A 14,744-nucleotide genomic window follows, 5' to 3' on the forward strand; every position below is an offset into this window, starting at 1 on the left:
AAAAGCTGCATGATAAGCATAAAAATATATTAAAAAGATCATTTCCTCGGTTAGCAGTGATAAGGTTTATGAATAGATCAAGCTAATAATCTCTTAAGAATAAAGAGATTCTTAAAGAAAATATTCTTGAATTTTAGTTTCGAGCCTGGATGTGTCTGGAGGAGCTAGTGTAAGATAACTGGCACCTGCTTTCTTGGCTTTTAAAGCCAGGTCCCGGTTCCATTTGTTCCCCTGAAGCCAAATAGGAATATGGTAACCTTCGAGATCCTTATTGATTTTATTACATAATGCAATGCCTTGTTGCTCTCTATCATCAACAAGGAGTATAATTAATTTGATGGCATATTGTAAAATACGTTCTTTCAACTCTGCATACGATTCTATAAATTCAAAATCAATATTATTTCTTGTCAGGATTGTTTGTATAATAGAGTCACACTGTATATTCAATTGAATAAATAATGTTTGGACTTCTTCCGAAAGTTGCTGTTCATCTTCATCTGATGAATTGGTACTATTTGTTTGTTTTTGATAAAATAAATCCCAATGTATTTGTCGTTCAAGAAAACTATCAATAATAGAAACAGGTAAAATCAAATGAAACTTAATATTTCCAAAGTCATTTACTTTTGCTACAAACGGCATAGAAATTAAGTATGGATCATCAAACGGAAATTCCATTTCTTTTTTCCGTTCCCAAAGATTTGTATTGATTTGCTTGATATGTATCTTTTCAGGTAAAAGATCAGACATAATTCGATTCAGGGAACCAATCAATTGGTTACAGATTTCTCCAAATGCATCTTTGTCGGCTTCATCCATATCCAATTTTGAAAGTTTCTCATCAAGTATATTTTTACTAAACATGGAAAGTATACCACTCAATAGAATGGCCATACTTTTTTGGAAAACAAAAATACCCTTACTTGAATAGGATTTACTTATCTCAAGTGTACTAACAGCGAGTGGCAGAGTAAAAATGGGCAAGGTACGATCCAGCTCAATAATCGACCAATTCTGTTTTATTATAGATAGATCTTCCCCCAGTAATAAACCTAGGTTCTTTAAAAGTTCATTTGAAGAATCCGTCTGAAATTCATTAATCCATTTTTGAGCTTCTTCAAACTGTTCGTCCATGAGGTTATTTGGATTTGTTTTTAAATGTCAATTGTACATATAAAGTATGCTGTCCTCCATTGCAGGCAAACAACTTATTATTTTTCAAATCAAAATGATTAGTTGTAAAATCATTACCATCAATAACGGCAGGAATCGATTGTTTAAAGGGTTGCTTATCCGTTCCCAGTTTTGATTTAAATGTACCGACAACTAAATTTGTCAATTCACCAAGGGCATCGCGAACCTCTTCATCCACATCATCTATTTTCGAACCTAACATGCATTCTGCTATATGTACAGACAGATCACCAGAGCAATAGAGAGAAATTAATCCGGTATAATCACCTACGAAACCAATTGAAGAAACAAAATATTTGCCTGGAAAATCAACAGGACCTTTTACTAGTCGAATGTTTTGAATATCCATTATTCCGAAAGTTTCAAGCGTTTCTTTGATGGATTCTTCTAATTTGATGGATTCTTCTAATAATGTACTGGTTTCCTTTTCAAGCAATATTTCCATAGTAAATCTGTCCTAAAAATTAAAATTGTTTATCTTATGGCTCTATTTATCTTATCCAATATTTGATCCGGTGAAAATGGCTTTACTACATACCCGTTAGCACCGGCATTCATAACCTCTTCCATAATGTCAGTACCTGATTCCGTTGTTATCATAATGATTCTGCACTGATCCAGTTGACGCTTCTTCCGAATTTCTTTAACAAACTCTAAACCATCCATATTTGGCATATTTATATCACTAAGGATGATATCGCATTGCCACTTTTCGAGCTGCTCTAAACCTTCCTGTCCATCGCCCGCTTCAAGTAAATGGTCGATTTTTACTCCAGCTTGTCGTAAATTTTTTGAAATAATTTTTCTCATAACAGAAGAATCATCCACGACTAATACTGTAAATCCCATCACATCTCCTAAGTTTGATATTTAATATTATTATTATTCACAAATTATTATTTATAGTACTTCAATGCTTAATTCGGTAAAAATGGCAAAACTCTTAAGCCTATGTACTAAAAATACTTAACCTGAACTATTCATAAACTTTATAATTGTTATCCAAGAAAAGAACATTTCACCCTATTTTCATGCTTAATATTCTGCTTTTTCATATGCATGGAAATAGATCCCGTTTCACGACGGGATGACATAATTGGAAGTTTTAAGCTTAAAAATATGATTCATGAATTATCCAGGTTAATTGCTGTTATTAAGAAATAGTTTTGAATTTTCTCTAAAATTTTCATTAGGATTGCCGATTGTATACTTGCAGCAGAATGATGTTTGCACTCGGTAGAATGTTGAATTAAGTATAAACAAATTTTTATCAACGGTAATAGATCTAACCATGGAATTGCAATTAACAGAAGAAGATGCAGAAATACTTCAGTCATTTATTAGTGAAAGTAGTGAAGGAATTGAAGAAACAGAACCCTTACTTATCGAGTTGGAAGAAACAGTATCCGAATGCGGACATGTAGATTCGTCAAAAATAGATAAGATTTTTCGGACCTTCCATTCAATAAAGGGCAGCGCTGGTTTTATAGGATTGACAATAACCAATAGAACCACCCATCACGCTGAAACGCTGTTGGACTTAATTCGCAAAAATAAAATACCTCTCATCAAAGATCATATAGATATTTTTTTGGAGCTTTGCGATTTCTTTCGAGGCCTTTTTGACCATCTTAAATCGAAAGTATCAGAGGAAGGATTTGAAGAGAGGGCGCAAGAATTAGTTGAGCATCTTGATAGAATGGCAAATGAAGCCCCAGCTCCTGAAAGTGTCGAACCCAATTTAGACGAGCAGGTTGAAATTGATTCTCAAGCTCAAACAGAACCAAGAGAAACTGAAGGAAAAAAGCAAGAGCAAGATAAAAGCTATTCTACTGAATTGCAAGAATTGCTGGGGACAGATGAAATAATTAAACAATACTTAGCCGAAACAGATGAACTACTTGATTCTCTTGAACAAGAATTATTAGAGATTGAGAAAAATCCTGGTAATGTGGAGTTAGCCGATAATGCTTTTCGTTCTTTACATACTTTGAAAGGCAATGCCGGATTTTTAGACTATACGGATATTGTTACCATTACACATATTTCGGAGAATTTTCTGGAATTTGTGCGCTCTGGCGAATTAGAACCATCTCATTCCCAGATATCCATATTGCTCGAAATTCCCGATAAAATCAGGAATGCTCTGCAAAATCTGTCGTCGAACAAGAAGCCAGTTATCGAGAACCTGAATGATTTCATAACATTAATGACCAATTCTTTTAATGGACATGAAGAAGAAAAACCTTTAGAGAGTCCGCAACAAAAAATCGATTTGGATGGACTGCTGCCACAAAAAGAAAAAATTGAACCACAAGAAGCCAAAACTAGTCCAGTGAGATCTAAACCTGAAGAAATACCTAAAAAGGAATCGGTGAAAAAGGCTGTCGTTTCGAAAAAAAGTGTATCAAATGAGTTCATCCGAGTAGATGTAAACAAATTAAATGAACTAATGGATTTGGTGGGTGAGATAGTTATCGCAGAATCGATGGTTTCACAACACCCCGATATCATAGAAAAAGATTTACCCGGTTTTGAGAAATCTGCAATGCATTTACAAAAAAACATTCGCTATTTACAAGAAATTTCAACTTCTATGAGGATGGTTCCGATTTCCGGTCTCTTCCGAAAAATGATACGTCTGGTACGGGATTTAGCTAACAAAAGTGGAAAAAGAGTCGAGCTTTCTATTATCGGGGGCGAAACTGAAGTAGACCGTTCTGTCATTGAACATATTTCCGATCCACTGGTGCATATCATCCGGAATTCCGTTGATCATGGTTTAGAGTCTAGCGATGAAAGAAAACAAGCTGGTAAAGATCCTGTTGGCAACGTTTTTCTGGAAGCAAAAAGAGTTGGTGGAGAAATCTGGATTGTGATTCAGGATGATGGAAAAGGTCTGAATCGTGAAAAAATTATTGCGAAGGCAATTGAAAAAGGTATTATAACAGGAACAGGGGAAGAGCTTACGGATCACCAGGTTTATAATATGATTTTTGCACCGGGTTTTTCAACTGCGGACAAAATAACTGATATTTCCGGGCGCGGAGTAGGATTGGATGTTGTGGTGCGAAACCTTGAGAGCATACGGGGAAGAGTTGAGGTTACAAGCAAAATGGGTGAAGGGTCAACCTTTAGCCTTAGAATTCCATTAACGACCGCAATTGTGGAAGGTATGCTCCTTAGAGTAGGGCATGCAGTATATGCAATTCCAACTTTGGATATTCGTGAATCATTGAAAATACAACAATCGAGTGTCACGAATTTATTGGATGGACATGAGGTAGTAAAAATCAGAGATGAGCTTTTACCTGTCCTGAGAATTCATGAACTGCATGATATATACGATGCAAAAACAGATTTAAATGAAGGACTGATCATTGTTGCAACGAAAGGTGGTAAATCTGTTTGCTTGTTTGTTGATGAAATAGTAGAGCAAAAGCAACTCGTTATTAAATCACTTCCACCCTACATGGGAGATGTGAAAGGTGTTACAGGATGTACAATTTTGGGTGACGGAAATATATGCCTTATCCTGGACGTAGCGAATATAATCAAACTAGCCGAAACGCAAACAGAATTAGTGGAGGGTTAAATGGCTGAGGAACTAACTGCAATAGATACAGATCAAGGTCAAAATACTTTGAATTGCAAATACTTAACATTTGCTATTGAAAACGAGGAATACGGAATTGAAATACGTGATGTTACTGAAATCATTGGTATACAAACCATAACTGGTTTACCTGATACGCCACAGTACATAAAAGGTGTTATTAATCTTCGAGGAAAAGTAGTACCCGTTATTGATGTTAGGCTCAGATTCAATTTTGAAGAAAGAGGATACGATGACAGAACTTGTATTATCGTTGTCAATATAAATAATTCTTCAATTGGATTAATTGTGGATACGGTGTCTGAAGTTATTGACATTCCTAGCGAGGATGTGGATCCGCCTCAACTCATTAATAAAGATTCTGAGAATAGATATATTGCGGGTTTTGGTAAATTCGAAAATAAAGTGAAAATTCTTTTGAATACAAAAAAATTACTTTTCGAGGAAGATTTACCAAGTTTACAATCGCGACAAAATTAAATTAACTGAAAGAAGTGAGAAAGGTGACGATGGGACCACTAACCCATTAAATATACTGACAGTGTAGGTTCAATTATGCAATTCAAGAATATGAATATTAAGATCAAAATTTTAATCACTTTTATTAGTTCGATAGTCATCCTAATGTTGATTGCGACAATCATCAACCATGGTTTGACGAAGAGAGCTTTAACATCGAATTTACAATCCTCCCTTGAAGTGATGAGTGCAATTGCAGGAAACGCCGTAAAAGCCGGCTTAGAATTTGAAGACGTAGATGAAGTAGGTTCTTCAATGAGTGCATTTACTGGCCTAGACTTGTTTTCTTACATACTCGTGCAAGATAAAAACAAAAATAATGTGTTTGAGTATCGCAAAGAAGGTTTGCCAAAAATAGATATGGTTGAGATCTCACTTATTACAGATGAAATAAATGATGAAATGTTTTACACCATTCCTGTTGAAGCGAATGGTCAGGAAATGGGTTCATTAACGATTGGAATTTCGCTAGAAAATCGGAATAAAACTTTAAACTCGACAAAATGGGCATCGATACTTTTGGCGCTGGTTATGATTGCAGTATTTACTTTGATTACAACAATCACTTCTAATTATATTTCCAAACCTATTCAACAGATTACAATTATAGCACAAGAATTAGAAAAAGGGAATTTGGATCAACAAATTAATATCCAGAGAGGAGATGAAATAGGTAAACTTGCTGATTCATTACGTACAATGATTGATGCGCAAAAGAACAAAGCTTATGTTGCAGACCAGATTGCACAAGGGAATCTCTCAGTTCAATTTAATGCAATTTCGAATCAAGATGTTTTAGGCAATGCTATGGTATCGATGAAGCATAGTCTAGATTTGATGCAGACAGAGCTTCAAAATACTATAGATGAACAGAAAAATGGTAACTTGGATGCCAGGTGTAATCCCGGGAAACTCAAAGGAGTTTATGCTGAATTACTTTCAGGTGTTAACGATTCTTTGGATGCAGTGATCCAACCATTATCTGAAGGGATTCATATTTTACAAGAATATGCCAATGGTGATTTAACAAAAAAAATGCGTTCGCTTCCAGGTAAACAGGTCTTTGTAGCACAAGGCTTGGATTCCATTCGCAATACCCTATTGTCTCTTATTGAAGAAAGTAAGTCAATGGCAAAGGCTGCGGAAGAAGGTGAATTAAGCAAAAGAGGTGATGCATCTAAATTTAAAGGAGAATATAGAGAAATTATTCTAGGCATGAATAATACCCTTGATAATATCCTTCGGCCAATAAATGAAGCGATTGATTGTCTGGCTATGATTGCTGAAGGTAACCTAAAGGCTACTGTAAATGGTGAGTATAAGGGCGATCATGCAATTATAAAAGAATCTATTAACACTACATTTAATTCAATTAATGAAATACTTGGACAGATGAATAATTTAGTAGATATTGTATCTACAGGTGCACAACAGGTGGCCGATTCCAGTCAATCCCTTTCTTATGGATCTACCCAACAGGCAAGTTCGCTTGAGGAGATCAGCGCATCTATGGGTGAAATTGGAGCTCAAACAAAAATAAATGCAGAAAATGCTCTTAAAGCAAATAAGCTTGCATCAAATTCGCATGTTGCTGCTGAGCAAGGTAATCAACAAATGAAGAAGATGTTGCAAGCAATGGATGAGATTAATAATTCGTCTAATGAAATTTCAAAAATAATCAAAGTCATTGATGAAATTGCATTTCAAACCAACTTGCTAGCTCTTAATGCTGCTGTCGAAGCTGCCAGGGCAGGAGTGCATGGCAAAGGTTTCGCAGTAGTAGCTGAGGAGGTTAGAAACCTTGCACAACGTAGCGCCAAGGCTGCACAAGAAACTACGAATCTTATCAGTGGATCTGTAGAAAAAGTTGAAAATGGTACAAAGATAGCTAACGAAACGGATAAAGCGCTCAGTGAAATTGTAAAAGGTGTTACTGAAGTTACGGAATTAGTCGGAAAAATTGCCGAAGCTTCGAATGAACAAGCACAGGGAATCGATCAGGTCAATTTAGGCCTAAACCAGATTGATAGTATAACCCAGAAAAATTCAGCTAGTGCTGAAGACAGTGCAAGCGCAGCAAAAGAATTGTCCAACCAAAGTGAAAATCTAAAGATGATGCTGAAGAGTTTCAACTTATCAAGTCAGAAAATTGAAACCCCGCGAATGCCTAAGGCTAAATCAAAAGATATTTTAAAATTAGAGGTTTCTGATGTTAAAGTGAGTTCAGGCAATCTGGCAGATAGACTGAAGGACGGAAAAGTTGATGATGAGGATATAAATCCATCGGACATCATTAAATTTGATGAGGATGAATTTGGTAAGTTCTAATGTTTGATAAGTCCATTAATTGAAGAATCGAATTTCCCGATTTAAAAGTAGTACACAAAAATCAGGTAATCATTGAATTTACAATTAACAATTACAAATAATGAGTTCAAACTCATTAGAAACCTTATTTATGATCAATTCGGGATTAACCTCTGCGAACAAAAAAAAGGTTTGGTTGTTGGTAGATTGCGAAAAGTTCTTAACCAAAATGGATTTAATAGTTTTGGACAGTATTATGACTATGTAAAGTCAGATACAACTGGTGAAGCTCTGAAAACCTTAATCGATAAAATATCCACGAATCATACATATTTTTTTAGGGAGAAGGCACATTTTGATTTTTTAATGAAAAATACTTTTCCTGAAATAGCACAAAAAATTGCAGGAAGTAAGATAAATAATTTACGAATTTGGTGTGCAGGTTGCTCATCCGGTGAGGAACCCTATACCTTGGCAATGATTTTGTTAGAATACTTTGGTATGAAGATTAGTAATTGGGATACAGGAATTCTTGCAACAGACATATCTTCTGAAATATTAGAAAAGGCGAACGAAGCGATTTACGCGACTACTAATGTTGCGAATTTACCAAATACTTACCTTCATAAATATTTTAAAGAAATTTCCAAAGAGACCTGGGCAGTTAAGGATAAATTAAAGAAGCTCGTTTTATTCAAACAGTTAAATTTAATGAGAGAAGATTATCCTTTTAAAGGGAAATTCGACGTTATCTTTTGTCGCAATGTAATGATTTATTTCGACAATGTGAAAAGGGAAAATCTGATCAATAAATTCTACAAATACACCCAACCAGGTGGTTATCTTTTTGTTGGGCATGCTGAATCACTGACAAGATATCAATGTCCTTATCGATATATTAAACCTGGGGTATATAAAAAGGAATAATGATGATAAACAAAAAAATTCGTGTTTTGATTGTGGATGACTCCAGATTTGTACAGACAATTCTTACTAAAGGTCTTTCTTTGGATCCGGAAATTGAAGTAATCGGAAGTGCAGCAGATCCTTATGAAGCGCGAGACAAAATCGTTAATCTTAAACCGGATGTTTTGACCCTTGATGTTGAAATGCCAAAAATGAATGGATTAGAGTTTCTAAAGAAGTTAATGCCACAATACCCGATGCCGGTAATTATGGTGAGCTCTCTAACAAATAGAAGCTCCCAGATAACCCTGGATGCCTTATCTGCGGGAGCAGTAGACTTTGTGGTAAAACCATCCCCTAACCTGGATGGTGGGTTAAGTGGACTCATTGAAGTCATTCAAGAGAAAATAAAAATTGCCTCTAAGGTAAATGTTAAAAACCGTCAAAGCGGAAAAAGTAGTTCAAAAGAAATTCAATCGATTGAAGGATGTTCCGGGCTTGCATTACATAGCAAAATCATCGCAATCGGGGCATCAACCGGAGGTACGGACGCAATTGAGACAATTATTAAAACATTTCCTAAAAATATGCCTAGTACAGTGATAGTGCAACATATGCCTACAGGATTTACCAAGTTATTTGCCGATCGAATCAATTCAAAATGCCAGGTTAATGTCAAAGAAGCTGAGTCGGGAGATATTCTCTCTCCAGGTACAGTCCTGATTGCCCCGGGTGGTTATCAAATGACTTTAGTTAAAACCAATTTGGAATATCGAGTTTTGTGCAGGCAGGGAGAGTTGGTATGCGGACATGCACCATCAGTTGAAGTTTTATTTAATTCAGTTGCCCAGGTAGCAGGTCCAAATGCAATTGGAGTAATGTTAACGGGAATGGGTCATGACGGCGCTGATGCCATGGTTAAAATGCGGAAAGCCGGGGCAAAAACAATGGCTCAGGACGAAGCTACATCTGTTGTATTCGGAATGCCAAAAGAAGCTTATGAACGGGGAGGTGCAGAAGTATTGGTTCCATTGGACAGAATACCTACAAAAGTGAATCAATACTTATTCACAGGTGATAAATAGGATGATTTTAGTGGGAATAGGTGAGATTGTAATTTCAAATAAACCTGGGGAAACGATAAAGACAATGGCATTGGGATCATGCGTTGGTATCGTCATGTTATCAAAAAAGAAAAACGTTGTTGCGATGGCCCATGTGGCATTGCCAGATTCTTCAATTAATCACAACCTAAGAAATAATATACCCGGGTATTTTGCAGATCAAGCAGTACCTAACTTGTTAAAAGAACTTAAGAGATTTGGCGTAAGCACGTTTGATATTACAGTGAAATTAATTGGTGGTTCAAGTATTATGGACCCGGTTGGCATATTTAATATTGGTAAAAGAAATGTGCTAACCATTCGGAAATTGTTGTGGAATTCTAGGCTAGGTGCAACTGTTGAGGATGTGGGAGGAAATTATAGCCGGACTTTATGGGTAGAAATAGACACAGGCAAAGTCTTCATCTCATCCCCAAAGAGAGGTAAGTGGGAATTATGAGTGAATTATTAACATGTATTCTTGACAAAGTAAAAAAGATGCCTCCTATAAGATCCGATACGTATAAGATTATTCAGATTTTATCTAAAGATAATTATTCTATTAATGAAATTGCTAAAATCGTAGAAGCTGATGTTTCATTGACAGCCAGATGTCTGAGAACAGTGAATTCGGCAAGTATGGGCTTGAGAAAAGAAGTGATTTCGATCCGGCATGCTCTTAATCTCCTTGGCTCAAAAAGCTTTCTCGGTATTGTACTTAGAGAGTCAGTTCTAGATATTACTCCCAATCCAATTGAAGGGTACTACACGAAGACAGAGGAATTTTGGAATGATTGTCTTCGATCTGCGATTGCATCAAGAATTCTTTTAACAAGAAGTACATTAAATATAATGCCCGAATTAGCATACACAGCCGCTCTTTTGCAGGATATTGGGAAAATTGTTATTGATGAGTTTTTTGATCGTGCTGATTTTGATAATTATAATTTAATGGCACCTGAAAATGATAAGAACTTTTTGGATGTTGAAAAAACAGTATTTGGAACCGATCATACAATAATAGGAGAACAAATTGCTGAAGTGTGGCAGTTCCCAGATTCTTTGACAAATGTTATTCGTTATCATCATACTCCAAGCTCGGCGCCAAAAAAATATAGAGATCTTGTTGTTGTTGTGCATCTTGGTAAAGTCTTGGCAACTTTTACTGATACGATTGGAGGTGTTGGTAGTTTTGAATATCGACTGGATCCGATTATAGAAGAATATTTTAAAATGGATAAAAAAATTGTAGCTGAGTTAATTTGTAGTATAGATATGGAATTTATATCAACCGTGAGAAACTTTGGGTGGTATTGAAGGGAAAATTACGTTTAATCGTATTTTTGATAGTGGATGAATCTGCTGTAGCAAGAAAAATGATCAAACGTTCGTTAGAAATCGTGGGTCTCCAGGATTCTGATTTTTCTGAAGCCGAGAATAGTGTGGAAGCTTTAGAAATTCTTAAGGATTCAGAGTTCGATTTAGTTTGTACAGATCTGAATATGCCGGAGATGGATGGTACGCAGCTTCTTAAAAGAATAAAAAACTCTCCAAAATTAACGGATACCCCTGTTATCATAATTTCGAGCCTCACGAATGCAACCAGAGAAAAACAATTGCTTTCTGATCATGCGTTAAAAGTATTCAAAAAGCCATTGTCTTTACCGGAATTTAGCGGCTTTTTTAGTGTTTATTTAAATTAAAATTAAGGTAGAACTGTAAAGATGAGTAGTGGGAAAAACCAATTGATTAATGCTTTATCCGGGGCTGTCGCTGAAACTTTTGAGGGATTGGCCTTTGCTGAAGTTGAAAAACCCGGCAAATGGCGCGCTACATATTGTCATCGGTGAAAATTTGTCTTTTGAACTTACTAAATCTTTATCAGGTGAAGATAGGCAAGAAATAGCAGACTCATTAGTAAGAGATTCCATAGCAGAAATTGCCAATATTATTGGTGGTAGTTATTTGCGCTTTATAACCCTGGAAAATCATAAATATGAGTTAGGTATTCCTGTTTCGCGTAGAATAGCCGATAAGAAGTCAGAGTTTAATGAGAAATCTGCAATTTATATGGCTTTTGATATTGAAGGGAATAAAATTTATGTAATGTTGACTAATTCACAAAATTGAGCTTATACTGGCAGAAAACTAAATAATTAGTATAAAATCACCTTATCATTCTTGGCTTAGAATAGAATATCTTAAAAGGGGATAACAACCTTTATTATTCTACTCAATAAGTTCTTCTTCGGGTAATACTTGCCGATTTGCTTGGTAAGAATTGCCTACTCTCAAGTTTTACCTTCCTTGTAAGACTAAGACATATATCTATATATCAATAATAAACAATAGGTTATGGTTTAAAATATTATTGAAATAATCTGGCATATGTCTTGCTAAAGAGATTCAAATAGTTACCAACCGAGAGGATTTATAATTGGAATATATAAAAGATCAAGAAGAGCTTGATGCAATTTATCAAGACATCCAAAAGGAAATTGAAGAAAAAAGTTTATATCAGCAGTCAATTAGAACGTTTGATTTTAAGCAGCCAGACCGCATTACCCGCAATGCAAAAAAAATTATTGAAAATATACAAGATAATTTTTCAAAGGAAGTTGCGTCTCACCTGAATAACAAACTTCGGGCAAATGTTAACATTCAGTTAGTTTCCTTAAGTCAGCAGTCTTTGTCAGAATTTATAGAAGGAATGGACGTACAATCTTGTTTCTATGTGTTTAGGATAAATGAATATGATAGGGAAGCTGTTCTTGAGATACATCCTCACCTGGCATTTTATATAGTAGATCGGGTAATGGGTGGCCCGGGTCATGGTAACCAGTTAGACCGGGAATTGACAAAAATAGAACAGATAATCATGAAGCAAGTGGTCGCCGAAATTCTGGAAATAAACCGAGTGGCTTGGAGCCGGATAGTTTCTTTTACGATTGGCTCACAAAATTATTATAGTAGTTCAAATTACATTCAGTTTGCAAAAACCGGGGAAACTATTGTTTCGGTAACTTTTGAAGTTTCTATTGAAGATACTCAAAGTATGCTGGTGCTTAGTTATCCGTATTACTTAATAAATGATTTAGTGCCGGATATAAGCTCAAATAGTGAAAAAAATCAAGTAAGTAATGTTCGTAGTAAGGCGTTAATTAATAAAAATTTAGAAACCTCAAAAACACCAATTTCTGTAAATTTAGGTCAATCAAAATTATCTTTAAAGGATCTGATTAATTTGAAAAACGGGGACGTAATTCTTTTGAATAAACAAACAACAGATAATCTGGAACTAATTGTTGGAAAAAAACCTCGCTTTTATGGTAAAGCTGGTATTATAAAAAATCGCTTTGCTTTTAAAGTAGCTCAAAGATCTCAAAGCTAATAAGGATAAGCAAATGGAAGAAGAAAACACTGATATGGAAAATCCGCAGGAAGGTACAGAAGTCGTTCAGGAAAAGGATGCTGCACAACAGAAATTATTTAAAGAGGATTTAAGTGCATTACCCATGAGCGATGATGAAGATAAAAGTGACTCATTATTAAATTCCAAAACTCTGGAATTCTTATTTGACCTGGAGTTACTAATGTCCGTGGAGTTGGCAAGAAAAGAAATGAGGCTTCAGGATATAGTCAATTTGGATGAGGGGTCTATCGTAGAATTTGATAAACTCGCAGGTGAGTCGGTTGATATTCTGGTTAACAACAAAAAAATTGCTGAAGGAGAAGTTGTTGTGATCGATGACCGATTTGGTGTTCGAATTGTTGACTTGGTTAACCCAACAGATCGAATCAAAGACCTTACCAAGTTAGCCTCATAATGAAGAAGAAGACGCGCAAAAAAATTACAATTGTTCTCGTTGTACTGGCTTTTTTGATGGCAGGAGTGAATTATATATTGCTTGGACATGGGCAAGTTCCAGCAGAGCAGCAAAGTCCTGCAACCGTACCAAATTTCACTGAACTCATTTTCCAATCTATTATTCTTTTGGGCTTCATCATTCTGTTGATTTATTTCATCTTGTATCTACTCAAAAGATTTGTTTATAAAAATCCTGCCCAACATTCAAACAATGCATTCGAAATCCTGAGTATTACACCACTTATACCTAAAAAATCAATATGTGTCATAAAAATGGTTGACCGTATTTTGGTTTTAGGGTTAACCGAAAACGCAATCAGTCCTATCACACAAATTGATAACCCGGATCAACGCAGGGAATGGGAGGCTGCTTTTAAAAATTCTGGCGGTTCTACTGCCAGATCATTTTCAGCTCAGTTAGAAAAAATATTTCGTGGAATTAAGAAATAGATTCAATGAAAAAATATGCATCTAAATCTTTATTGATTATAATCATCCTATTTACCGGAATAGTTGTTTCAGGTATAGGAGATGTAATTGCACAGCAGCCTATCCCTAGAATATCAATCTCAATTGATGGGGCGAAAAGTCCAAAGGACGTAGCTGTAACCCTGGAAATTCTCCTTTTAATGACTGTGCTGACGTTAGCTCCGGCTATTCTTGTTCTAACAACTTCTTTTACCAGGATCATTGTCGTTTTTCACTTTCTTCGCCAGGCAATGGGTTTGCAACAAATGCCTCCTAATCAGGTATTAATTGGACTGGCCCTCTTCCTGACTCTATTCATCATGAACCCGGTCTATACTCAGGTATACCAAAACTCCGTGAAACCATATCTAGCAGAAGAAATGTCTTTTGATGATGCCGCTGCAAGTGCAATCAAGCCTATAAGAGAATTCATGCTAAAAAATACGCGAGAAAAGGATGTAAGCCTTCTTGTAAGTATAGCGAATATCAATAAACCATCAAACGAAAATGATTTGCCGACTCATTTACTGGTTCCGGCTTTTGTAATCAGTGAGCTCAGGGTAGCCTTTCAAATTGGATTTGTAATTTATATGCCCTTTCTCGTCATAGACATTGTAGTTGCTAGTATTTTAATGTCCATGGGTATGATGATGTTACCACCTGTAATGATTTCACTGCCATTCAAAATAATGCTCTTTGTTCTCATTGATGGTTGGTACTTATTGGTCGGTTCGGTAATTAAGAGCTTTGTAATTTGAGG

General features: G+C 35.7%; 16 protein-coding genes. 13 read left to right on the forward strand and 3 right to left on the reverse strand.

What is annotated here, in order from left to right; genetic code table 11:
* Positions 1-111: 111 nt before the first annotated feature.
* The 3 genes from IIC38_01565 to IIC38_01575 are packed head-to-tail and all read right to left on the reverse strand — an operon-like array spanning position 112 to position 2,046.
* Positions 112-1,137: a hypothetical protein gene (locus IIC38_01565; protein ID MCH8124639.1), complete on the reverse strand. Its 1,026-nt coding sequence runs from the start codon at positions 1,135-1,137 to the stop codon at positions 112-114.
* Between the two features lie 4 nt (positions 1,138-1,141).
* Positions 1,142-1,642 carry a chemotaxis protein CheX gene (locus tag IIC38_01570; protein MCH8124640.1) on the reverse strand — a complete coding sequence of 167 codons (501 nt, stop codon included), beginning with the start codon at positions 1,640-1,642 and terminating at the stop codon, positions 1,142-1,144.
* A 29-nt stretch (positions 1,643-1,671) separates the two neighbouring features.
* A complete protein-coding gene (locus IIC38_01575; GenBank protein MCH8124641.1) occupies positions 1,672-2,046 on the reverse strand; it encodes a response regulator in 375 nt (124 codons plus the stop codon).
* Between the two features lie 442 nt (positions 2,047-2,488).
* Here IIC38_01575 and IIC38_01580 point away from each other — a divergent pair, with 442 nt between their 5' ends.
* The 13 genes from IIC38_01580 (at position 2,489) to fliP (ending at position 14,742) form a co-directional block, all read left to right on the forward strand.
* Positions 2,489-4,792: a chemotaxis protein CheA gene (locus IIC38_01580; protein ID MCH8124642.1), complete on the forward strand. Its 2,304-nt coding sequence runs from the start codon at positions 2,489-2,491 to the stop codon at positions 4,790-4,792.
* Complete coding sequence (locus IIC38_01585; GenBank protein MCH8124643.1) at positions 4,793-5,293, forward strand: purine-binding chemotaxis protein CheW; 501 nt, start codon at positions 4,793-4,795, stop codon at positions 5,291-5,293.
* Positions 5,294-5,383: 90 nt separating this feature from the next.
* On the forward strand, positions 5,384-7,660 hold the full coding sequence (locus IIC38_01590; protein ID MCH8124644.1) for a HAMP domain-containing protein: 2,277 nt from the start codon (positions 5,384-5,386) through the stop codon (positions 7,658-7,660).
* 90 nt (positions 7,661-7,750) lie between these two features.
* Positions 7,751-8,566: a protein-glutamate O-methyltransferase CheR gene (locus IIC38_01595; protein ID MCH8124645.1), complete on the forward strand. Its 816-nt coding sequence runs from the start codon at positions 7,751-7,753 to the stop codon at positions 8,564-8,566.
* Positions 8,567-8,568: 2 nt separating this feature from the next.
* Positions 8,569-9,630 carry a chemotaxis response regulator protein-glutamate methylesterase gene (locus IIC38_01600; GenBank protein ID MCH8124646.1) on the forward strand — a complete coding sequence of 354 codons (1,062 nt, stop codon included), beginning with the start codon at positions 8,569-8,571 and terminating at the stop codon, positions 9,628-9,630.
* A gap of 1 nt (position 9,631) precedes the next feature.
* Positions 9,632-10,108 (forward strand): chemotaxis protein CheD, encoded by a 477-nt coding sequence (locus IIC38_01605; GenBank protein ID MCH8124647.1) that lies wholly within the window; start codon positions 9,632-9,634, stop codon positions 10,106-10,108.
* Complete coding sequence (locus IIC38_01610; GenBank protein ID MCH8124648.1) at positions 10,105-10,965, forward strand: HDOD domain-containing protein; 861 nt, start codon at positions 10,105-10,107, stop codon at positions 10,963-10,965. The genes IIC38_01605 and IIC38_01610 overlap by 4 nt, the downstream gene beginning before the upstream one ends.
* 59 nt (positions 10,966-11,024) lie before the next feature.
* Positions 11,025-11,351: a response regulator gene (locus IIC38_01615; GenBank protein ID MCH8124649.1), complete on the forward strand. Its 327-nt coding sequence runs from the start codon at positions 11,025-11,027 to the stop codon at positions 11,349-11,351.
* A gap of 49 nt (positions 11,352-11,400) precedes the next feature.
* Entirely contained in the window at positions 11,401-11,778 is a 378-nt protein-coding gene (locus IIC38_01620; GenBank protein MCH8124650.1) for a chemotaxis protein CheX, read from the forward strand.
* A gap of 307 nt (positions 11,779-12,085) precedes the next feature.
* Positions 12,086-13,039, forward strand: coding sequence for a FliM/FliN family flagellar motor switch protein (locus IIC38_01625; protein ID MCH8124651.1), 954 nt, complete (start codon positions 12,086-12,088; stop codon positions 13,037-13,039).
* Between the two features lie 13 nt (positions 13,040-13,052).
* Entirely contained in the window at positions 13,053-13,475 is a 423-nt protein-coding gene (gene fliN / locus IIC38_01630) for a flagellar motor switch protein FliN (GenBank protein MCH8124652.1), read from the forward strand.
* On the forward strand, positions 13,475-13,966 hold the full coding sequence (fliO, locus tag IIC38_01635) for a flagellar biosynthetic protein FliO (protein ID MCH8124653.1): 492 nt from the start codon (positions 13,475-13,477) through the stop codon (positions 13,964-13,966). Before fliN ends, fliO begins: the two co-directional genes overlap by 1 nt.
* A 5-nt stretch (positions 13,967-13,971) precedes the next feature.
* Positions 13,972-14,742 (forward strand): flagellar type III secretion system pore protein FliP, encoded by a 771-nt coding sequence (fliP, locus tag IIC38_01640; GenBank protein ID MCH8124654.1) that lies wholly within the window; start codon positions 13,972-13,974, stop codon positions 14,740-14,742.
* The last annotated feature ends 2 nt before the right edge of the window (positions 14,743-14,744 follow it).

The organism is candidate division KSB1 bacterium, assembly GCA_022566355.1.
Lineage (GTDB): Bacteria > Zhuqueibacterota > JdFR-76 > JdFR-76 > DREG01 > JADFJB01.